This window comes from Gimibacter soli (genome assembly GCF_028463845.1).
Lineage (GTDB): Bacteria > Pseudomonadota > Alphaproteobacteria > Sphingomonadales > Kordiimonadaceae > Gimibacter > Gimibacter soli.
Genome location: NZ_CP116805.1, coordinates 3,366,468 through 3,387,171, shown reverse-complemented (window position 1 = coordinate 3,387,171; position 20,704 = coordinate 3,366,468). Strand labels below are relative to the sequence as shown.

Genomic DNA, 20,704 nt, shown 5'->3' with positions numbered 1-20,704 from the left:
CGCCCTTATGAGATATTAAGAATGATTTGCATTCTTATAGGGGAAGATCAGAGGCGTCCAGTCCTTTCATGACAGTTTTGCGGCAGGCCCCAAAAAGGATGCGCCCGGCCCCGGGGGAAGGGGTCGGGCGCGCTTTTGCCTTTGAAGGAGACACAAAGGCGGGGCATCGGGCGGAGGCCGATCAGGCAGCCTTGCTGGCGGCCTCGGTCGTCACCAGCGGGAAGTCCACTTCGGTCGCGGCGATATGGTTCACATAGTTGGTGAAGGTGTTGATCGCGACAACGGCGATGATCTCGAGGATTTCGCCATCGCTGTAACCGGCATTGCGTACAGCGGCAAGCTCGGCGTCGCTCACGCGGCCACGGGTGAGGGTGACATTGCGGGCGAAGACGAGGGCAGCATTCACCTTGGCGTCCGACGAAGCGGCGTTCAGGTTGCGGGCAAGCTCAGCTTCTTCCAGTTTGAACATCTTGCCGATGGTGGTGTGGGCCGAGGCGCAATAGTCACAGCCGTTCGCGCCGGCAATGGCAAGGGCAAGCTGTTCACGCAGCGAAGCCGAAAGCTTGGCTTCACCGATGGCGCCGCCGCCGGCCAGATAGAAGCCGAGGGCTGCGGGCGAATGGGCAAGGGTGGTGAAGAGGTTCGGCGTACCGCCGAGTTTCTTTTTAACTTCAGCAAGAAGCGCCTGGGATTTTTCCGACGGGTTCTGTGCGGGGGTGATACGGGCCATTTTGAATTCCTTTCAAGCTGTCTGTGAATCGGGTCAGTGTTTGTGTTTGCAGGTAAACTGTTCGGTTTACATCGCCATAGGTAAACTCGTCAGTTTACATTGTCAACAGGCTTTGCTATAAAAATTTTCAGTAAAGGAGTTTGTCATGCTGGAAACCAAGCGGGACGAGATCGTCCGCAGCGCCTTCAACGCCTTCTATACGAGGGGTTTTCTGGCCACGCCCGTGGATGCGGTGCTGGCGGATACGGGCATTTCAAAGCGCACGCTTTATAAATATTTCCGTACCAAGGAAGCTTTGGTGGAGGCGGCGGTGGACTATTACAGCCGGGCGGCACTTGAAGGCATCGGTGCCGAAATCGAGAAGCGCGCCACAGACCCCAAGGGCCGCATCCTTGCGATGTTCGATATCAAGAGCGAGGCGATTGCCGCCGGCGACTTCAGCGGCTGTTTCGCGATCAACGCGCGGCTCGAATATGACGGCAAGGAACCGGGGATCGAGGCAGCCTGCGACAGTTTCTTCGCCGAGCTTGAAGCCGTGATCATCGGCCTTTGCACCGAAGGCGGCGCCGTGGACCCCGCGGCCCTTGCCCGTCAGATCGTGGTGCTTCTGGAAGGCGCCATTGTCTATGGCCGTTTCCGCCGTGACCCGACCGTTGCCATCGCGGCGCGCGAGGCGGCCCGTGCACTGCTTGACCGGGATTTCAAGGCTGCCCCTTCAGCGAACGAAGCCTGAGTGCAGCCGCGCCCGCAACGTCAGAATCAAGTAAAATCTATGCAGTAACGGCACCCTGTGCTCGCCGCTGGCGTCTCTGGATTTCGCCAAATACGCGAAAGGAGGGATGACGCGCGTTTCACTTGCTGCTAGGAAGGAATCTTGTTTTGCGTAGTCAGGAGATGGTCTTGCAACGGTTGCGTGCGCCAATCTTTTTATTGTGTATAGGGATTTTGGGCTCCCTTTGGCCGGCAACTGCACACGCTGAAGACATCCGCCTATACATGTCAGGGCAATCGCGCGAAATGCTGGATGCCAATGATCCGATCGTGACCCCGATGATGGCGCGCACCGACGCCTTTCTGGCGAGGGCTGGCCTTGTCCCTGAAAAGATCGTCGCGCCGCTCGGGCGAACGCTGCAACGTGCTGCGGTTGATCCGCGAAGCCTCGTATTCGGGGTGCGCCGCCGCCCGCGGATGGAAGATCAATATCACTGGATCCTGCAACTGACCAAGCCGTTGAAACTGGCGCTTTATGCGCGTACGGGGGACCCCGAAGCCGTCAAGGAAGGCATACCGAAAAAGGGCATGATTGCTTGCTATCTCAGAAGCTATGAATGCGAGTTCATGCTGGGGCTCGGGGTGCCGGCCTCGCAATTGATGGCGGTGCCGCAAGGGGCACAGGGGCAGATTGAACGCCTGCTGCTCTCCGGTCGGGTCCGCTACCTCGCCCAGTCGCCCGGCTTTGCGAAAACCAACCTGAAACGGCTTGGATACGGCCCCGAGGCCTTCCGGGAAATCTGGCTGAAGGATTCTTCCGCCATCTATCTGGTTGCCGACAAAACGGCAGACAAGGTGATGGTCGACCGCCTTCTCGCGGTGTCGCAGGAAGACCTGCCGCTGCTGGCGTGTGACTGAGACTATCAGCGGCGCTTCCGGAAGCGCCGGATATAGGCGACGAGCCCCAGATAGCTCAGATAGACAATACCTAGGCCAATTGCCCCCACTAGCAGCCGGTAGCCAAGGCCGCCGACCTTGCCCGAATGCAGGGGATAGACGGCGTCCGCAATCCTGTGGCCCGTTCCCGCCTTGGTGGCGTCATAGGCTACGAGGGTTCCACCGTCATTGCTGGAAAGCGTTGACCGGCCGTTCGGGTGCCATTCGGCGGGCATCTTCACGCGCAGGGAAGGCTCGGTCGCGCTGCCGCGCGGCAGGATATAGAAAACAGGACGACCGTCGGGCAGGGCGGTAGGCGCGTCTGCAATCAGGTCGCCGGTCGTCCTTGCGGGCAGGGAGGCCACAGGCCGTTCGCCGCCGAACAGGGCAGTGAGGCCGTCGCGCACGGCGGTCGAATAGATCATCGCACTGCCCGTTATCACGGTCATAAGCAGGAACGGGGCAATCACGATGCCGCTTGTCAGGTGCGCTGTCCGGTAAGCCACCGCATTACCGCCGCTCGGGCGCATGCGGGCGAGGCTGAAACCGCGCCGCCACGACCACCAGAGATAGATGCCGCTGACCGCGATGAAGAGCGTGGTGAGGCCAAGGATGCCGATCACCTCTTCCCCCGCTTCGCCGAAGGTCAGGCGGTGATGGAGGTCAAAGAGGGTGACGAAAAAAGCATCGAGATGCAGCGGGTCCGCCACGGGCGCAAGCGTGCTGCTATCCAGCAATAGCTCGCGGTGATCAGGCAGATAGACGCGGTAGGCATTGAAGCCGTCTTTCGGCAGCTTGATCGTGCGCAAGCCGGCATCTGCATAGGTCGCCACGATACGGTCGATCATCGCCTGATCGGTTGCCGCTGCCGGGGTGTCAAGCCCCGGCAGGCTGGCGGCGAGGATATCCTCGCGGAAGGTGAGGAGGGTGCCGGTGACGCCCATCAGGATCATATAAACGGCAATCACGAGGCCGATGACCTCGTGAAGCTGTCTGATCAGGGGGCGCATGGTCGGCAATCCCCGAGGCCGCCTCAGAAGGCGGTCTGGAAGGCGAGGGTGAAGGTCCGCCCGCGACCGGCGAAATAGCGGTCGTCGCGGTTGGAGCCGGCCTGCCCGTAGTAGGTGATATAGGTCTTGTCCATCAGGTTCTGGATGCCGAGGCTGATGGTGCCAACCTCAAGCTTGTAGCTCGCGAACAGGTCGACGGTGTCATAGCCCTTGAACTCGGCGGCGATGGCATCGGCGGCATTCGTGAAGTCACGGTCGAAGAGATGCGACCATTGCACGCGGGCCGAAATGTCGCCGCTCCGGTAGCTTGCGAACAGGTTGGCGCGGTCCGCACCGATGTTCGCGGCATCAAGATCGGCGTCAAGATCACCGTCGCCGTTCGTATCCACCCGGCCGCGCTGGACGGCAAGGTTACCGCCAAGGCGAAGTTCATCGGTGATGGAGGCCTCAAGGATGGCTTCAAGGCCGCGGATGCGGGTCTTTTCACGGGTAACACGCAGGAAGCCGTCGCTGTCGGCCACGTAACGCACACCAGCGTCCGAACGGGATTCGTAATAGCTCGCCTGTGCATGGAAGACACCGTAGGTGAAGGTGGTGCCGATCTCGATATTGTCGGCCTTCACGGGCTCCAGATCAAAGAGGTCGTCAACCGAGCTGTTCGCCACATTGATCCCGCGCAGCACACGGCCAACATCCGGCATCGTGAAGCCTTCCGAATAGGAGGCATAGACGGTCCAGTTGTCATTGATCTTGTTCACGATGCCAGCGTTGATGATCAGGTCGCTGAAGGACGGCGAGCCGCCGCCAACGGTTAGGATCGTGAAGTCCGCCGTGTTGGCGGCAAGGGTCTGATAGTCATCGACCCTCAGCTTGGCATTCTCGTAGCGCAGGCCGCCCGAAAGGGTGAGGCCGTCTACAAGCTCATATTCGCCTTGCACGAAGGGGGCGATGTTTTCGAACTTGGTTTCCGGCACCCAGTTGCGGTCGGTTTCGCGCAGGCGCTGGTAGGTGGTGTCTTCAAGATAGTCGGCACCGCCATAAAGGTGCAGGCCGGGCACGATCACATCCACGCGGTCCCAGGTCAGGCGCGCGCCTTTCTTTTCCGAATTGTTTTCGGACTGGTCGAAAAGCGTGCCGACGGGGGCGATGGCCGGGTCCTGGAAGGAGGCAAACGTGCCGCCGCCGAAGCTGGCGCGGAAATCCTGCAGGTAAAGCTGCAGGCTCAGCGTACCGCCGGCAACCGCCTTGTTGCTGTAGTCGAGCGAAACGGTGGTCACATCGTTGGTGGCAGGCTCGCCTTCTGGCGCGCCTTTCACGGCGGTGGCGGGGATGCCGTCCGCACGGGTGCCTGCGAGCGTGCTATAGTCGCCGTCGCCTGCCAGTTCATAGTCGTTGACCATCAGCTGCAGGCGCTGGTTCTCGTCGGGCTCGAAGCCGAGTTTGACGAAGAAGTCGCGGCTGTCGCTGTCCGAAAGGTCGCCTTGCGTCGCGTCCACGCCGATGCTGCGGCCTTCGCCGTCATAGAAAAGGCCACGGCTGACGAAGCTGACCGATGCCAGATAATCGAACTTGCCAACCTTCTGGCCGGCGTAAACAGCGATCTGTTCCTCGAAGCCCTTGTCCTTGAAGCCGTCGGCTGCGGTGATCGAGGCACGACCGCCGATCTGCAGGTCGCCGCTTGTGTCGGCTTTCTTGGTCACGAAATTGATGATGCCGCCAGTGGCGCCAAGGCCCTGGATGGCGTTGGCGCCGTGGATCACTTCGATGCGTTCGATCACCGCCGGGTCAATCGTGTAACCCTCGCGGCTGGAATCTCGTAGCGGGGTCGATTGCGGCACGCCGTCGATCAGATAAAGGGGCTTGCGGCCCCGGAAGCTTTCACCCACGCCGCTCATCTTCTGGCGGCTGGGGCTGAAGCCCGGCACCAGCTGGCCAAGGAAGCTGGAGATATCGGTGGCGACCGTCATCTGCTCCTGGATGTCTTCGGTGCTGATCACGCTGACCATGTTCGGGATGGCGCTTACCGGTTTCGGCGTGCGAGTGGCGGAGACATAAAGCTCTTCCACGTCGGCCGTGTCGGCAGCGGCCATCGGCGCAATGCAGGCGGAAGCCAGAAGGGACAGGATAAGGGGGGAACGGAATGGCATTGGAAAACTCCTCTGGGCCGATGATTCACGGTGCCTCTTTTGCGGGCCCGTCTCGGGAATCGGTTGAGGGCGTTTTAATAAGAATGATTATCAGACACAATATAAATCGGATCACAAATGCGAAGGGCGCGACCAATGGCCGCGCCCTTCGAGTTGTCAGTGTGTGTATCGGTCAGGCGACTGCAAAGGATCGCGGCGGCGGCGGGATATGTTCGAACCGGCGCAGGCCTTCGGGCAGATAGTCGGCAAGGCCGTTGACGGTTTCCGCGTCGCCGGTGGTCCAGAGCGTGACGCGCTCGCCAAGGATCGGGGCATCGTTCAGGCGAAACTCCGGATGGTTGGCGAGATAGGCTTCAAGCGCGGCGGCAACGATATCGGGCTGCGAGAAAATCTCTGTCTCGGGTGGCAGGGCAGCCTCGAACGCGGCTTTCACGAGCGGGAAATGCGTGCAGCCAAGGATGGCGGCATCGGGGGCGCCGCCGGTGGCTTCCAGCGTTTCGGCCACATAGCCGGCAATCATGCCTTCAAGCGGGCGCTTGCCGGCGCCGCCTTCGATAGCGTCCACAAGACCGGGGCAGGGCTTTTGTGTCAGCGCCAGATGGGGGGCGCGCTTGCGGATTTCTTCTGCATAGGCGCCGCTTTCCACCGTTTTCTTGGTGGCGAAAAGGGCAACCTTGCGGGCCGGATGCTGATGGGCCGGTGCTTCCTCCACGGACCATGGCACGCCGGTCACGGCCTCCACCATCGGCACCAGCACGCCAAGGATGCGGCGGTCGGGATAATGATGAGGCAGCCAGCTTTTCTGCAGGGTGCGCAGCGCCACCGCCGCCGCCGTGTTGCAGGCGAGGATCACAAGGCTGCAGCCTTCATCCATCAGCCGCGCCACGGCGGCTTCGGTCAGGTCCACAATCTGCGCGTTGGACCGGTGGCCATAGGGGGCGTTCTTGTGATCGCCAAGGTATAGGAACTTCTCTTTCGGGAAGCGTTTAACAAGCGTATCAAGGATCGTTACGCCACCGGAACCGGAATCGAACAGGCCGATCATGTCGGGATTTCCCCAAAATCTTTAATTGCCGGGCATTCTAGCGCCCGGGGCCTATCCTGACCAGCCTTTGCGGCGGAAATATGAGAAGGCCCGTCCGTCGATGGCGGCCAGTCCGACACCCAGACAGGCGAGGCCGAGGAAGGCGTCACCCGCCAGCTTTTCCCCAAGGAAGATCGTGCCCAAGAGAATGGCGCTGACCGGTACAAGGAAGGTCACGAGCATCACATTGGTGGCGCCTGCACTTGCCAGAAGCCGGAAATAGACGGTGTAGGCAAGTGCCGTGGAGAAGATGCCGATGAAGAGGATAGCGCCGAAGGTTGCCATATGTGGCATTGGCAGCGTCCAGGGCTGGTCAACGATCAGCATCATCGGGATGATGAGCATGCCCGAGCCAATGATCTGCCCGGCGGCGGCAACCATCGGGTCGATCCCTGCCTTTTTGAAGCGCCGGCCATATATGCCGGCAAACGAATAGGAAATGGCGGCGCCCACACACGCGAGCTGTCCCCATACATTGCCGCCGATGCCATTGAGGGCATCGGGCCCGATCATCAGAACAACCCCAGCGAAACCGACGACCACGCCAATGAGGCGATTGCCGGTCATCTTCTCGTCTGCGGTGAAAAGGTGGGCAACCACCACCGCGAAAATCGGCGTGGTGGCATTGAGGATCGAGGCAAGCCCGCTGCCGATCTGCGTTTGCCCCCAGACAAGCAGCGAAAAGGGCAGGAAATTGTTCATGAAGCCCATCGCGAGGAAATCGCGCCAGACGCCAAGGCCGGTCGGCAGGCGCTTGCCCATCATCCGCAGCATCACAAGGATGGCCAGCGCGCCGCAGGTGACGCGCCCGGCGACGATCGAGAAGGGCGGCAGGTCACGCAGGGCGATTTCGACAAAGAAGAAAGAGCCGCCCCAGACAAGGGACAGGGCCAGAAGCAGGCCCCATTCACGGGCGGACATGACAGGATGATGGGCGGACATTGTGAAGATACCTCAGGGATGGGAGGCCACTATGCCGTGCCATCATGCGCGATGCACGGGCCGAATGATCACGAGTCCGAGAAGCGCGAGCGGCCGTAGCCGCCCGCGCAAAGTGCAGGGATCAGAAGGACAGCGATACCGTCAGCATCGCCGAATGGCCGGTGAGGGTGCCATAGTCGCGGTAGTCATAGGCGATCCGGCCGGTGGCGCCGTTCCCAAAGAGGGCAACACCACCACCGAAGCTCTTGAGATTGTCATAAAGCTTGTCGGACTGGATGATGAAGGCTTCCTCGGCATTCTCGAAGCGGGCCGAGATGTCGGTATATTCGTCGCCGCTGATCGCCTTGGCGTAGGTGGCGCGCAGTTCCGGCACCAGCTTCACTGCGCCATTGCCGCGCCGCCATTCGATCTCGTACTGCAGACGGGCGCCAAGTTCGCCTTCCACGCGGTTCATGCTGCGCTTGCCAACCTCGTAGCCGGCGCTGAAGCCGCCTTCTTCAGTGTAGCCGCTTTCCTTGTAGTGCAGGGCACGGACTAGGCCCGTCGGCTTGAAGTGGAAGTTGCCAAGGGCCAGGTCATAGCCAATCTCGGCCGAACCGCTGATACCAAGACCCGTGGTGTCACCCTGAATGGTGCGTTCCTCGATATCGAGGATCAGGTCGCGCTCGCGGGAGATATCGGTGTAGCGCAGACTGGAGCTCAGGGCGAGGTGGGCATTGCCATAGCGGGCAAGGGCGTAACCGGTGAGGAACGGCGAGAACATCGAGATTTCGCTGCCGATCTCTTCCGTGCGGTCAGTCTGGTCAAGCACGAAGCCGGCGGCAATACCAAGGAGCCAGCTGTCGCTGACCGACTGGTCGATACCGAAAGTGAGGCCCGTGGAGGTGACAGTGCCCGGCAGCATCGCGCCGTCATCACCAGCAGTCAGGCGCTCGAAATGCTGGGCGCCCCAGATAGAACCATCGTCGTTGCGGGTGGTGCCGACCGATTCCAGACGCTCGCTGATCATGCGGCTGGTGCGGCGTTCCGACATCAGGAGGATGTTATAGCTGTCGTTCGAAACGTCGGGCATCAGGGCGCGGAAGGTGTTGTTCACCTCGCCTGCCGTTTTCAGGTTCGCGACATAGCTTTCGAGCGACGAGTCAAATTCGGTATCACTCAACAGTTCCGAATGGATGATCGCCAGCTGGTTCGTCAGGCCGAGTTCCTCGGCCGTTTTGGGGCGGAGGTTCAATGTGACCGAGGTGTCGGTCGCATCAAGTTCAACGTCGAAAAGGTAAGGCGTTTCGGCCAGTTCAAGCGAGGCGCCAGCGTCGGCAAAATCGATCCGGCCGGCGGTGATCAGGTTGAACGAACGGTCTTCGCGCACGAACGAGTCGAGTTCGGGGGTGATCGTTACCTTGTTGCCGATGCTGATGAGATCGGAAACCGCGATCTTGCCTGCGGTGTTGTTTGCGGCGTCAACGGCGATGGTAATATTGCCTTCGCCCTTGAAGTCGGCGGTGGTGGCGTTGAGTACCGATGTCGCACCAATGGTGAGGTCGCCACTATCGACGATAAAGGCAAGCGAGCCTTCATAGTTGATCGAGCCGGAGATCTCGCCGCCGTTCAGAAGCTGCAGCTTGTCGCGGCCGAGACCGAACGAAAGGTCGCCATCGATGGTGCCTTCGTCGACGATCACGCTGTCGTTGCCGCTGCCAAGGAGCACGTTCCCCGTGATGGTGCCCGCGTTCCGCAGCCAGGTACCGGTGGTGTTGGCTCGGAAGTCGATGGCGTTTGCGGTGCCGTTCGATGCAATGGCGGTGATGGTGCCGACGTTCTGGAAGGTGGTGATGGTGCCGGACTTGTCGAGAATGGCGGTTGCCACCTTGCCTTCGCCGGCGGCATCGGCCGAGATGCGGCCCGAGTTATAGATGCGGGAAACGTCGTTGCCGGCGTCGATCTGGATGGCGGTTGCGTTGCCGCCAGCACCATAGGTCACGGTGCCATCCGTGGCCGTCGTCGTGCTGCGGGTGGTGGCCGCCGCGATCTGTCCGCTGTTGAAGAAGCCCGGCAGGTCGACGCCACCCTTCAGGTGGATGCCGGTGGCGTTGCCATTGAGCGAAGTCACCGCAAGGGTGCCGAGGTCGAAGGCCATCTCGCCTTCGAAGACAGTCTTGCCGGCGCCTGATGCGGCCGAGCCGAGGATGATGCCAGTGGCGCTGATCCCGGCGCTTCCGCCCGTTACGCTGAAGTTGCCGCGGTTCACAAGGCTGAGATTGTCCTCGCCGTTGATCAGGCCGATGATCTGGTCGCTTTTGTCAGCACGGGTGTTTTCGATGATGAGGGCTGCTGTGCCGCCGGTGGTGATGACAGCAGAATCGCCGGTGATGTCGTTGGTGCCGTCGTCATTGAAGTCGAGGTCGTTGTTGGCGCCGATCCCCTGGAAGACGATACCGCCGTCCACATTGTTGCCGACATAAACGCCGGCCTTGGCCGCCGACGCGGGCTGCACAACGTCATCTTCGTCAGTATAGGAGGCGCGGCCAACCTGCACCGAACCGCCAACAGTGAAGGCTCCACCGATTTCACCAAGCGTACGGATGCCATAGGTGTCGGCGTAGCGCGCGGCTACGGCGCCCCAGCTTTCCACATTGCCCGAAACATTGCCGACGACGTCAATGGCGATAGCGCGGTTGCCCTGCATGCTGATGCTGCCGTTGTTGACAAAGTTGCCCGTCAGCGGCGCATCAATCAGCACGCCGCGGCCGTCGGCGCCGTTGACCGTCATCGCCGACCCGCTGTTGATGGAGAAATCGCCGGTGAAGCCCATGCCGCTGAGCTCAAGGCCCCGCACATTGGTGGTCGCGTCCAGATCGAAATCGGTGCTGGTATCGCCGATCACGAGGTCGCCGGTTAGGCTCAGCGAGGCATTCTGGCGACCTGCAGCCGAATTGAACCAGATGCCGCGACCGTCGGTCTTGCCGTCCGTTGTGATGTTACCCAATACAACCAGACGGTGAGGGCCGTTCACCTCGATTGCCGTGCCGCTGGTGACATCCACGCTGCCGTTCGTGCCGAGTGTCAGCGTGCCCGCAGCAGTGCCGATCTCCGTCGTCGAAGTAATCTTCGACGTGCGGTCGTCGGTGATTTCCTTGTCGGTAGCAGTGGCGGGAACGGAGGCAAGAGCAGTCAGGATCGCAATCAGCGAGGGCCGGGAGGCCATGCGGCGATATTCGAACATGGGGAGTCCTTCAAGGTATGGTCGGGTGGACCGTCGGTTATTCAGTAAATACGGCAAGAAAGAGGCGCGCCCTTCGTGCCTCACCCAACATGAATGTTCGCTTAACGGACAAAACGCGCGGATGACGTGTGCCATCCGCGCGTTTGCATTGTCTCGAAACAGGAGTGGGTTTCGTGCTTATTCAGCAGCAAGGTCGATGTGATATTCGGCAACCTTGCGGTAGAGGGTCGAGCGACCGATGCCCAGCCGGCGAGCTACTTCAGCCATGCGGCCATTGTAGCGGTCGATGGTGGCGGCAATCACTTCGGCCTCGATTTCCGCCATGCTGCGGATGTGGCCGTCGTCGCCCGCGATATCGAGGATGACACCAGCACCGGGGCCGGAATGAGCAATGGTCGGCCGGACGGGGAAGGGGATGGTATTGTTGCCCCCCTTCATCTCGGTCGGCGAATTGATCATGTGGGCGAAGTCAACCGGCTGCAGTTCCTTGCCTTCCGACATGATAACGGCGCGGAAGATGGCGTTCTGCAGCTGGCGGATATTGCCCGGCCAGTTGTAGCCCGAAAGCATTTCAAGGGCTGACGGCGAGACATTCTTGCGCGGCATCTGTTCCATTTCGGAAATCTGGTCGAGGAAATGGTCGACCAGGGCCGGAACGTCACTCATGCGTTCGCGCAGGGACGGCAGATTGATCGGGAAGACATTCAGACGATAGTAAAGGTCTTCACGGAAGGTGCCGGCCGCCACGAGGTCCGCCAGATTGCGGTTGGTGGCCGAGATCACCCGGATATTCAGTTTCACAGGCTGACGGCCGCCGACGGGGTCGATTTCCTTTTCCTGCAGCACGCGCAGCAGTTTCACCTGCATGTCGAGCGGCAGCTCGCCAACTTCGTCAAGGAACAGGGTGCCGCCTTCGGCTTCCTGGAACTTGCCGACACGGCGTTCGATCGCACCGGTGAAGGAGCCCTTCTCGTGGCCGAACAGAATGCTTTCCACAAGATTCTCGGGGATAGCACCGCAGTTCACGGCAACGAACGGACCGTTCTGGCGGTCGCTTGCTTCATGAATGGCGCGGGCGAAGACTTCCTTGCCGACACCGGATTCGCCGTCAATCAGCACCGGAATGCTGGCCGAGGCTGCCTTTTCGGCCAGATGCACCGCATGGAGCATCGGGCGGCTGGCACCGATCAGGTTCTTGAAGCCTTCCTTGGGGCGGCTCAGCTTTGCCGTCATCGGGGCAATCTCGCCAACCAGCGACGAGGTTTCGATGGCAGCAGCGATGGCCGTGCGGATGCGTTCGGCGCTTGCCGGCTTCGAGATGAAGTCGTTGGCACCGGCCCGCATCGCTTCCACCACCGTCTTGATGGAGGAATGTGCGGTCAGCATCACCACGGGCATGCCGGGCATCGAGGGGCGGATCTTCTGCAGAACCTCGATCCCGTCCATGCCGGGCATCATAAGATCAAGGAGTACGACATCGATCTTCGGTGCATCAGCGCGCATCAGGCGGGTGACCGCCTCTTGCCCGTTGGTGGCTGTTTCGATCTCGTATCCGGCGCGTGAAACCATCGACTGCAACAGATGCAGTTGGGTGGCTTCGTCTTCTACCAGCAGTACACGTTTCATTCCCATTTCGAGACACTCCTGTCCTGAGTCGGGTGTATCATTTCGGGACGCCGGTTAATGGAAACCTAAAGGTAAAATTGCCTGCTAAATTGCATAAAATTGTCTCTAAATCCTTGTATTTGCCTTGAGTCTTGAAAGCCGATCGGTAACAGTTCCAATGCACCTTCAAAGGAAGGGCCGGGTCTGTTCGGGGGCATTGATCCAGCGGCCATCAGAAGCTGCGGACCTGCAGACATCAGTCAGGAGGAACAGGATGAAGATTGCTGTCATCCGTGAGCGCCGCGAAGCCGAAAAAAGGGTCGCTGCGTCTCCAGATACTATAAAGAAATACAAGGGCTTAGGGTTCGATGTCGTGATCGAGGCCGGGGCCGGTGAAGCGGCTGCCTTGCCGGACAGCGCGTTGGAGGCCGCCGGCGCCACCATCGCGAAAGACCTGAAGGCCGCCATCGGTGATGCCGATGTCATTCTGTCGGTCCAGGGGGTCGAAGCCAAGGACGCCAAGCTCGCCAAAAAGGGTGCGGCGCAATTGTCGCTTGTTAACCCTTTTGCGGAGCCCGAACGGGTGCAGGCTTATGCCGACGCAGGCCTCGCAGCCTTCGCAATGGAGTTCGTTCCGCGAATCACCCGCGCCCAGTCGATGGATGTGCTGTCGTCGCAATCGAACCTCGCCGGCTACAAATCCGTCCTTGATGCGGCGGCACACTATGGCCGCGCTTTCCCGATGATGATGACGGCTGCCGGCACCGTGCCGCCCGCCAAGGTCATGATCATGGGGGCAGGGGTTGCGGGCCTGCAGGCCATTGCCACCGCCAAGCGCCTTGGTGCCATCGTTTCCGCCACCGATGTGCGGCTTGCCGCCAAGGAACAGGTGGAAAGCCTGGGCGGCAAGTTCGTGATGGTGGACGACGAGGAAGCCAAGGCGGCCGAAACCTCGGGCGGCTATGCCAAGGAAATGAGCGACGCCTACAAGGCGAAGCAGGCGGCCCTGATTGCCGAAACGCTTGCCAAGCAGGATATCGCCATCACCACGGCGCTTATCCCGGGCCGTCCGGCCCCGCGCCTGATCACCGCCGAAATGGTGAAATCGATGCGGCCGGGCAGCGTGATTGTCGATCTGGCGGTTGAAGCCGGTGGCAACTGCGAGCTTTCGAAGCCCGGCGAGATTGTCGAGGTCGGTGGTGTCACCATCGTTGGCTACAGGAATGTGCCGTCGCGCCTCGCGGCCGATGCGTCGCTCCTCTTTGCCAAGAACCTTCTCAATTTCATCACGCCGCACGTGAAGGACGGGGTGCTTGCCTTTGACTGGGACGACCAGATCATCAAGGAAAGCCTCCTCACCAAAGACGGCGCCATCGTCAACCCGCGCCTCGCGCCCGCCAGCTAAGGGAGGCTGATATGCATGACATCATTGTCAATCCGTTCATCCAGCAGTTCAGCGTTTTCCTGCTGGCGATTTTCATCGGCTATTATGTGGTGTGGTCGGTAACCCCGGCGCTGCACACGCCGCTGATGAGCGTGACGAACGCCATCTCGAGCGTGATCATCGTGGGTGCCCTGATCGCCGCCGGGCCAGAAGGCATTTCTGCCGCCAAGGTCCTTGGTGCCATCGCAATTGCGCTTGCAGCGGTCAATATCTTTGGCGGCTTCGCCGTCACCGCCCGCATGCTCGCCATGTATAAAAAGAAAAAGAAATAGGGAGCGCTGAACCATGACCCAGTTCTATGCGGACATGACCGCCGTTGCCTATCTCGTCGCCGCGGTCCTTTTCATCCTGTCCCTGCGCGGGCTTTCAAGCCCCGAGACCAGCCGCAAGGGCAATATCTATGGCATGGTCGGTATGGCCATTGCCGTCATCACCACCATCCTCAACCCCACCATCGTTTCCTATGAATGGATCATCGGGGCGATTGTCATCGGCGGTGCCATCGGCTTCGTGATTGCGCGCAAGATTGCCATGACGGCAATGCCGCAGCTGGTGGCCGCCTTCCACTCGCTTGTTGGCCTTGCCGCCGTGATGGTGGCGGCTGCCGCCTATCTTGACCCTGTGTCCTTCGGCATTGTCGATGCGGCAGGGCATATCTTTGCTGCCAGCAAGGTGGAAATGAGCCTGGGTGCCGCCATCGGGGCCATCACCTTCTCGGGCTCGCTCATCGCCTTTGCCAAGCTCAACGGCAATATGTCGGGCAAGCCGATCCTGTTGCCGATGCGGCACCTGATCAACCTCGCGATCGGTCTTGGCATCGTTGGCTGTATCGTCATCTTCTCGATGGCGGACCAGACAACGGCGCTCGGGATCGACCTGATGTGGTGGATCATCGGCCTGTCGTTCCTGATCGGCTTCCTGCTGATCGTGCCGATTGGCGGGGCGGACATGCCGGTCGTTGTCTCGATGCTGAACAGCTATTCCGGCTGGGCGGCGGCGGGCATCGGCTTCACGCTTGCCAATACCGCGCTTATTGTAACCGGTGCGCTTGTCGGCTCGTCGGGGGCGATCCTTTCCTACATCATGTGCAAGGGCATGAACCGCAGCTTCATCTCGGTCATCCTTGGCGGCTTCGGCGGCGACACGGCGGCAGCCGCCGGCGGTGTGGTCGAAGACCGCCCGGTGAAGCAGGGCTCGGCCGAGGACGCGGCCTTCATCATGAAGAATGCGGCCAAGGTCATCATCGTGCCCGGTTACGGCATGGCGGTGGCGCAGGCCCAGCACGCGCTGAAGGAAATGGCCGAAGAGCTGAAAAAGGAAGGCGTCGAGGTCAAATACGCCATTCACCCGGTGGCCGGTCGTATGCCCGGGCATATGAACGTGCTGCTGGCCGAGGCGAACGTGCCCTATGACGAGGTCTTCGAGCTTGAAGACATCAACAGCGAGTTTGCGCAGGCCGACGTTGCCTTCGTGATCGGCGCGAACGATGTGACGAACCCGTCGGCCAAGACCGATCCAGCCAGCCCGATCTTCGGCATGCCGGTTCTGGACGTTGAGAAGGCCAAGACCGTTCTCTTCATCAAGCGTTCGATGGGCTCGGGCTATGCCGGGGTCGAAAACGAGCTCTTCTTCCGCGACAACACGATGATGCTGTTTGCGGATGCCAAGAAGATGGTCGAGGAAATCGTCAAGTCGCTCTGAGGCTTCGACGTAGCAAAAACAAAAGGCCCGGTGGTGCGATCTGCCGGGCCTTTTTTCTTATGCAGCATCCTCGGTCTCGGCCGGCAGGACCTCGGGCGGAGGTGTCCCCGCACCGAGATCGATATAATCGATGCTGCAGATGCGGGACTCGTTCAGCCGGAAGGAGCCGGGCAGATATTCGTGGGGCTGGCCGTCCGTTGTGCGGATCTGGGCGGCGATCATCACCATATTGGTGCAGCCTTCCTTGTCCGCGAGCGGCAAGGAAAGCGTTTCGTAGATCCATTCGCGGGCAAACTGGTTGGGCACCCGTCGCACCATGTGGACACCACAGCCATGGTCGAAAATGTTGGCGACCACCTTGCGATGCAGCGCGACCTGCGGGTTTCCTACCACGATCTGATCTGCGGTCGAGGTGCCTGTCGGATCGCTGCCAAGGAATTCGACATTGGCGGTGCCAACGAGGCGCAGGCGGACGCAGCCGCCGCCTTCATAGTCGCACAGGTTGACAAAGGGGATGTAATCCTTGTGTCGCATCGGATTGAGGGCAGAGCGAAACGCAACGCCACTTTCCGGCGCCTTGGGCCATGCATGCCAGGCGTTCAGAAAATGGTCAAAGATATCCTCAGGCGCGCGTCTGACGATTTCCAAATCGAATTCCCCAATTCGTACGTAGAAAAATGTGACAGTGCTACCGGGGCGGGTCAAGCGATTGCGATGCACTATAACGTGCTTGGGGTCTTTTCAGCGGCGCCGGTTCCGGGCATGCTGCGATTCTCCATGGACAGGAAGCAGATGAAAGAAACCGACAACATCATCGATCTGATAGCCCGGCGGCTGGAAAAGCAGGCCGCGTCCAGCCATGCCATGGATATGGAAAGCGGGATCGATGCTGATTCGGCCGGGCGGCTGGCGGCAGAGATGGATGCCGTGCTCGTTGAAATGGTCGGTGAGCTGGAACGTATCGCCTCCTGTCAGCAGGACGAGCCTCGCCTTTCTGCGGCCAATGACGCGATGCCACCCTTCGAGGCTTTCTGCGCTGGCCTGCGCCATGTGGGTGCGAGCCTCCTGCCGGAGCTTTACAGCCGGTTCATTGCGGCCTGCCGTAAAGAAAGCGTGTCCTGCCGGTCAGCGCGCTGGATTATCGAAGCGCGCAGCGACGCCTATATCGCCTATCTTGTGCAGCTGGCGCAGGTGCATGGACTTGCCTTCGAGGGGGCGCCAAGCATGATTGGCGAGAGCGAGCGGCGGGCCCTCGCGTTTCTCGAAAATGCACTTCGTGCTTGCCGGGATGCGGCGGCAGATCGCATGCTAACATCGGAAGTCTGTTAATCATTATGTTGCAATTATGTTCAGCCACGGTTCAGGAGCGGCCCGATAATCTGTGTGCAAGCTTCGCTATAGAGGATTGTTCCCGATGAAACGAATGTTCCGCAATGTGACTGGACTGTTCACCCTGTCGGCCCTCGCTTTTGCCATGACTGCTCCCGTGATGAGCGCTGATGATGACAACACGCCGACCCGGCTCGAAAAGCGCAAGGCGGCCGTGATGGAAAAGTATGAGCGGACGGGAGAGGTGAAGCGCTGCGTACCGCTGCGCGAACTCCGGTCGTCGTCGATCCTTGACGAGAAAACGATCTTCTTCCGCACCAACAATGCCCGTGGCTATCTTGTGGAAATGAACAATCGTTGCCCGCGCCTCGCGTTCGAGGAACGGTTCGCCTACAAGACCTCGCTTGGTTCGCTGTGTTCGCATGACATCATCACGGTGATCGACAGTTTCGGTCGCGACTGGGCAAGTTGCGGTCTTGCAGATTTCCAGGTGATGAAGCGCCGCGAAACCCCGGCCGAGGATGGCACGGTGGATTCCGGTGACAGCGTTGATACAGGCAGCGCCAGCGAATAAACCGCAGATATAAGCCTTTAAACGCGCCGCTCCACGACGGGGCGGCCCGTCGCACCTGCCGAGCATTTTGTCGCAATCGGCTGTAATCCCCGTCACATTGCGCGCATACCCCATCGCATAAGCCCGAGACATGGGCAGCGAGGGGAAACGTTATGAATCTGACGGAGAAGAGTCTCAAGAATCCGGCCATTCTGGCCGTGATCACAGCAATGGTTGCCGCCCTTGGCGTCCTGATGCTGACACGGTTGCCTGTGCAGCTGTTTCCGAATATCGAACAGCCGCAGCTTGGCGTTCAGGTTTTCTGGCGCGGGGCGAGCCCGGCGGAAATCGAATCCGAAATCATCGAGCCGATCGAGGACGTCATGCAGGGCATGCCGGGGCTGGATGAAATGCGGACCTTCTCCAACAATACCTTCGGCTTCGTGTCGCTGACCTTCACGCTGGAGGCCGACATGGACCGCGCGCTGATCGAAGTGATCAGCCGCATCAACCGTTTGCCCCCGCTGCCGGCCGATGCCGACCGCCCGCAAGTGCTGATGAATGGCGGTGACCCCTCGGGCGAAACGCTGATCTATCTTTTCACCCAGTTCAGCGACGAAAGCACCCTGAAGCCGGACGAGTACACCCGCTTCATCGATGAATATGTGGTGCCGGAACTGGTGTCGGTCGAAGGCGTGTCGAACGTTTCCGTGGAAGCGGGCGCCGGCTTCGGCGAGCAGCTGCAGATCGAGTTTGATCCCGAGCGCGCTGCTGCCCTTGGTATCGATATCCGCAATATCGCGGCCCGCGTTGGCCGTACGGTTGACAGCTCGGGCGGTTTCATGGATGTGGGCCGTCGCCGCTATATGATCAACTTCCAGGGTCGCTATGAGCCCGAGGAACTGCGCGCCCTTATCCTTGACTGGCGTGATGGCAGCCCGGTGCGGCTTGGCGATATCGCCACGGTCAAAACCGGTCCGGCGCCCACCAACCAGGTTGTTTACCAGAACGGCCGCCCGGCCATCGGCATGCGGATCATCCGTGAATCCGGCGCCAATGTGCTCGCGACCATCGACAAGCTCACCGAAAAGCTCGACCAGATGAATGCCGGGCCGCTGAAGGAGAGAGGCATCACGATTGCCAAGTCCTTCGATCCGTCCGTCTTCATCAACCGCGCGATCAATCTCCTCAGCGGTAACCTGTTTGTCGGCTCGATGCTGGCCATCGGCATCCTGTGGCTGTTCCTGCGCCAGATCCGCGCCACACTTGTGATCGCCATGACGATCCCGATCTGTCTTCTGGCCACCATGATCGTGCTTGGCCTCTTTGGCCGGTCGGTGAATGTGATCTCGCTTGCAGGCCTCGCCTTTGCCTCCGGCATGGTGGTGGACGCCGCTATTGTGGTGCTCGAAAATATCGTGCGGCTGCGCGAGAAAGGCGAGAAGCCGACCGCTGCTTCGCTGTTGGGTGCCCAGCAGGTTTGGGGGGCGCTGCTGGCCTCCACTGCCACCACCGTTGCGATCTTCGTGCCGATCCTGTTCCTGAAGGATGTGGAAGGCCAGCTTTTCGCTGACCTCGCCATCACCATCGCCATCGGCGTCGGCCTGTCGCTTATCGTTGCCGTCACCGTGCTGCCGGTTGCAGCTGAACGCTGGCTCAAGAAAATGCCGCCGGCGGATGAACGCTCGGCCCGTGCAGAGCGCTTTTCGCACCGGCTGATGAAGCTTTCGTCCACGCCGCTGCGCCGCGGTGTGGTGATCGTCGGCCTTATCGGTGGATCACTCGGCCTTTCATGGGTGATGCTGCCGAACCTCAACTATCTGCCGCCGATCAAGCGCGATGCGGTTGATGCCTTCATCCTGTTCCCCTCCGGGGCCAATCAGGAAATGATCGAGAAGGAAGTGGTGGATGTGATCGTCGAGCGGCTCGACCCCTATATGAAGGGCGAGAAAGAACCGGCACTGCGTAATTATTACATCATCACCTTCCCGAACGGGCAGGGTGGCACCCTTGGTGTGCGCGCCAAGGACCAGAACAAGGTGAAGGAACTGCAGGAAATCGTGCAGAACGAAATCCTCGCGGGCTTCCCGGATATCTTCGCCTTCGCCCAGCAGGGTAACCTTTTTGGCGGCTTCGGTGGCGACGGGGCGGTGGAACTGGCGATCCAGTCCCGTAACCTCGATGGCCTCCGCGAAGCCACCACGCAGGCGATGGCGCTGATCAGTGAACATCTGCCGGGTGCCCAAACCCAGCCGAACCCCGATCCGAACGTGGTGACGCCGGAGCTGAAAGTATCGCCCAACGACCGTCGCCTCGCCGAGGTTGGCATGCGCCGGGATGATCTTGCCGCCATCGTGCGTGCACTGGGTGACGGCCTGTGGCTTGGCGAGCATTTCGACGGCGACAAACGCGTCGACATGATCCTGAAAGCGGACCATGAGCTGAGCCCCGAAGACCTGATGAGCATCCCGCTTGTCACCCCGCTTGGTGGCACCGTGCCCCTTGGCGAACTGGTGAATATCGAGCGCGGTGTCGGCCCCACCTTCATCCAGCGGATCGAAGGCCGCCGCAGCGTCAGCTTCAACATCAGCCAGCCCGACGGTATGGCGCTTGAGGACATGGTCGACATCCTGAAAACCAAGGTTGAGCCCGCCCTGCGGACCTACCTGCCGCCGGATGCAACCATCACCTATGGCGGCAGTGCCGACGCGCTGGAACGTGCGGTGACCTCGCTCAGCATGAACTTCGTGCTGGCGCTGGGCCTCCTGTTCATGATCCTCGCCGGTCTTTTCCGCTCGCCGAAGGATGCGGTGATGGTGGTGATCACCATTCCGCTCGCCACCGTCGGCGGTGTGGCGGCCCTGCAGCTGATGAACCTCGTCACCTTCACGCCCCTCGATCTTCTCACCATGATCGGCTTCATCATCCTTCTGGGGCTTGTCGTGAACAACGCGATCCTGCTCGTCGACCGCACCCGCCGGGGCGAGGCCGAAGGGCTTTCGCGTGTTGAAGCGGTGGAGCAGGCGGTTGCCCTGCGCCTGCGGCCTATCTTCATGAGCACTTCGACGACCATCATGGGCATGCTGCCGCTCGTGCTGTTCCCCGGTGCCGGCAGTGCCATCTACCGCGGTATGGCCACCACGATTGTGGGCGGTATGGCGGTCTCGGCGATCTTCACGCTCGTGCTGTTGCCGTGCCTCCTGAAGCTCGAAGGGCTCGGAAACCTGAAGCGGCTGTTCCGCCGCAGCGAAGCATACGGGGCTGCCGAGTGATCGGCATCCCCACCCAA

General features: G+C 60.7%; 16 protein-coding genes. 8 read left to right on the top strand and 8 right to left on the bottom strand.

Features of this window, described 5'->3' with window-relative positions:
* Window positions 1–181: 181 nt before the first annotated feature.
* Window positions 182–730 (bottom strand): carboxymuconolactone decarboxylase family protein, encoded by a 549-nt coding sequence (locus tag PH603_RS15625; protein WP_289503688.1) that lies wholly within the window; start codon window positions 728–730, stop codon window positions 182–184.
* A gap of 145 nt (window positions 731–875) precedes the next feature.
* Here PH603_RS15625 and PH603_RS15620 point away from each other — a divergent pair, with 145 nt between their 5' ends.
* Both PH603_RS15620 and PH603_RS15615 read left to right on the top strand, forming a co-directional pair.
* Window positions 876–1,463: a TetR/AcrR family transcriptional regulator gene (locus PH603_RS15620; RefSeq protein ID WP_289503687.1), complete on the top strand. Its 588-nt coding sequence runs from the start codon at window positions 876–878 to the stop codon at window positions 1,461–1,463.
* 263 nt (window positions 1,464–1,726) lie between these two features.
* A complete protein-coding gene (locus PH603_RS15615) occupies window positions 1,727–2,359 on the top strand; it encodes a hypothetical protein (protein WP_289503686.1) in 633 nt (210 codons plus the stop codon).
* A gap of 5 nt (window positions 2,360–2,364) precedes the next feature.
* Here the strand turns inward: PH603_RS15615 and PH603_RS15610 are convergent, their stop codons facing one another.
* From PH603_RS15610 to PH603_RS15585, 6 genes are all read right to left on the bottom strand, one after another.
* Window positions 2,365–3,387: a PepSY-associated TM helix domain-containing protein gene (locus PH603_RS15610; RefSeq protein ID WP_289503685.1), complete on the bottom strand. Its 1,023-nt coding sequence runs from the start codon at window positions 3,385–3,387 to the stop codon at window positions 2,365–2,367.
* A 23-nt stretch (window positions 3,388–3,410) separates the two neighbouring features.
* A complete protein-coding gene (locus tag PH603_RS15605) occupies window positions 3,411–5,534 on the bottom strand; it encodes a TonB-dependent receptor (RefSeq protein WP_289503684.1) in 2,124 nt (707 codons plus the stop codon).
* Between the two features lie 172 nt (window positions 5,535–5,706).
* On the bottom strand, window positions 5,707–6,579 hold the full coding sequence (locus PH603_RS15600) for a glutamate racemase (RefSeq protein ID WP_289503683.1): 873 nt from the start codon (window positions 6,577–6,579) through the stop codon (window positions 5,707–5,709).
* A 51-nt stretch (window positions 6,580–6,630) separates the two neighbouring features.
* Window positions 6,631–7,560 carry a DMT family transporter gene (locus tag PH603_RS15595; RefSeq protein ID WP_289503682.1) on the bottom strand — a complete coding sequence of 310 codons (930 nt, stop codon included), beginning with the start codon at window positions 7,558–7,560 and terminating at the stop codon, window positions 6,631–6,633.
* Between the two features lie 121 nt (window positions 7,561–7,681).
* Window positions 7,682–10,783, bottom strand: a complete 3,102-nt coding sequence (locus tag PH603_RS15590) for an autotransporter outer membrane beta-barrel domain-containing protein (RefSeq protein ID WP_289503681.1) — start codon at window positions 10,781–10,783, stop codon at window positions 7,682–7,684.
* 177 nt (window positions 10,784–10,960) lie between these two features.
* A complete protein-coding gene (locus tag PH603_RS15585) occupies window positions 10,961–12,415 on the bottom strand; it encodes a sigma-54-dependent transcriptional regulator (RefSeq protein WP_289503680.1) in 1,455 nt (484 codons plus the stop codon).
* 247 nt (window positions 12,416–12,662) lie between these two features.
* On the opposite strand from PH603_RS15585, the gene PH603_RS15580 reads away from it, so the two are divergent.
* Genes PH603_RS15580 through PH603_RS15570 form a run of 3 tightly spaced genes read left to right on the top strand, consistent with a single transcriptional unit; the run spans window position 12,663 to window position 15,533 of the window.
* Window positions 12,663–13,793: a Re/Si-specific NAD(P)(+) transhydrogenase subunit alpha gene (locus tag PH603_RS15580; protein WP_289503679.1), complete on the top strand. Its 1,131-nt coding sequence runs from the start codon at window positions 12,663–12,665 to the stop codon at window positions 13,791–13,793.
* An 11-nt stretch (window positions 13,794–13,804) separates the two neighbouring features.
* The gene (locus PH603_RS15575; RefSeq protein WP_289503678.1) at window positions 13,805–14,104 is read left to right on the top strand and encodes an NAD(P) transhydrogenase subunit alpha part 2; all 300 of its coding nucleotides are present in this window, start codon (window positions 13,805–13,807) and stop codon (window positions 14,102–14,104) included.
* Window positions 14,105–14,117: 13 nt separating this feature from the next.
* Window positions 14,118–15,533 carry an NAD(P)(+) transhydrogenase (Re/Si-specific) subunit beta gene (locus PH603_RS15570; RefSeq protein WP_289503677.1) on the top strand — a complete coding sequence of 472 codons (1,416 nt, stop codon included), beginning with the start codon at window positions 14,118–14,120 and terminating at the stop codon, window positions 15,531–15,533.
* A gap of 57 nt (window positions 15,534–15,590) precedes the next feature.
* Here the strand turns inward: PH603_RS15570 and PH603_RS15565 are convergent, their stop codons facing one another.
* Window positions 15,591–16,181 carry a PAS domain-containing protein gene (locus PH603_RS15565; RefSeq protein ID WP_289503676.1) on the bottom strand — a complete coding sequence of 197 codons (591 nt, stop codon included), beginning with the start codon at window positions 16,179–16,181 and terminating at the stop codon, window positions 15,591–15,593.
* Between PH603_RS15565 and PH603_RS15560 the strand changes: the two genes are divergently transcribed.
* The 3 genes from PH603_RS15560 to PH603_RS15550 all read left to right on the top strand — a co-directional run bounded on the left by PH603_RS15560 (window position 16,140) and on the right by PH603_RS15550 (window position 20,687).
* On the top strand, window positions 16,140–16,862 hold the full coding sequence (locus PH603_RS15560) for a hypothetical protein (RefSeq protein WP_289503675.1): 723 nt from the start codon (window positions 16,140–16,142) through the stop codon (window positions 16,860–16,862). The two genes, PH603_RS15565 and PH603_RS15560, sit on opposite strands and share 42 nt — an antisense overlap.
* 85 nt (window positions 16,863–16,947) lie before the next feature.
* Window positions 16,948–17,436: a hypothetical protein gene (locus tag PH603_RS15555; RefSeq protein WP_289503674.1), complete on the top strand. Its 489-nt coding sequence runs from the start codon at window positions 16,948–16,950 to the stop codon at window positions 17,434–17,436.
* 152 nt (window positions 17,437–17,588) lie between these two features.
* Window positions 17,589–20,687: an efflux RND transporter permease subunit gene (locus PH603_RS15550; RefSeq protein WP_289503673.1), complete on the top strand. Its 3,099-nt coding sequence runs from the start codon at window positions 17,589–17,591 to the stop codon at window positions 20,685–20,687.
* Window positions 20,688–20,704: the final 17 nt, after the last annotated feature.

What these genes read in the sequence shown, in the direction of transcription:
- PH603_RS15590 (WP_289503681.1), bottom strand. Translation starts at nt 10,783, where the DNA reads ATGTTCGAATATCGCCGCATGGCCTCCCGGCCCTCGCTGATTGCGATC.
- PH603_RS15575 (WP_289503678.1), top strand. Translation starts at nt 13,805, where the DNA reads ATGCATGACATCATTGTCAATCCGTTCATCCAGCAGTTCAGCGTTTTC.
- PH603_RS15610 (WP_289503685.1), bottom strand. Translation starts at nt 3,387, where the DNA reads ATGCGCCCCCTGATCAGACAGCTTCACGAGGTCATCGGCCTCGTGATT.
- PH603_RS15595 (WP_289503682.1), bottom strand. Translation starts at nt 7,560, where the DNA reads ATGTCCGCCCATCATCCTGTCATGTCCGCCCGTGAATGGGGCCTGCTT.
- PH603_RS15560 (WP_289503675.1), top strand. Translation starts at nt 16,140, where the DNA reads ATGGTCAAAGATATCCTCAGGCGCGCGTCTGACGATTTCCAAATCGAA.
- PH603_RS15555 (WP_289503674.1), top strand. Translation starts at nt 16,948, where the DNA reads ATGAAACGAATGTTCCGCAATGTGACTGGACTGTTCACCCTGTCGGCC.
- PH603_RS15570 (WP_289503677.1), top strand. Translation starts at nt 14,118, where the DNA reads ATGACCCAGTTCTATGCGGACATGACCGCCGTTGCCTATCTCGTCGCC.
- PH603_RS15605 (WP_289503684.1), bottom strand. Translation starts at nt 5,534, where the DNA reads ATGCCATTCCGTTCCCCCCTTATCCTGTCCCTTCTGGCTTCCGCCTGC.
- PH603_RS15550 (WP_289503673.1), top strand. Translation starts at nt 17,589, where the DNA reads ATGAATCTGACGGAGAAGAGTCTCAAGAATCCGGCCATTCTGGCCGTG.
- PH603_RS15580 (WP_289503679.1), top strand. Translation starts at nt 12,663, where the DNA reads ATGAAGATTGCTGTCATCCGTGAGCGCCGCGAAGCCGAAAAAAGGGTC.
- PH603_RS15585 (WP_289503680.1), bottom strand. Translation starts at nt 12,415, where the DNA reads ATGGGAATGAAACGTGTACTGCTGGTAGAAGACGAAGCCACCCAACTG.
- PH603_RS15625 (WP_289503688.1), bottom strand. Translation starts at nt 730, where the DNA reads ATGGCCCGTATCACCCCCGCACAGAACCCGTCGGAAAAATCCCAGGCG.
- PH603_RS15620 (WP_289503687.1), top strand. Translation starts at nt 876, where the DNA reads ATGCTGGAAACCAAGCGGGACGAGATCGTCCGCAGCGCCTTCAACGCC.
- PH603_RS15600 (WP_289503683.1), bottom strand. Translation starts at nt 6,579, where the DNA reads ATGATCGGCCTGTTCGATTCCGGTTCCGGTGGCGTAACGATCCTTGAT.
- PH603_RS15615 (WP_289503686.1), top strand. Translation starts at nt 1,727, where the DNA reads ATGTCAGGGCAATCGCGCGAAATGCTGGATGCCAATGATCCGATCGTG.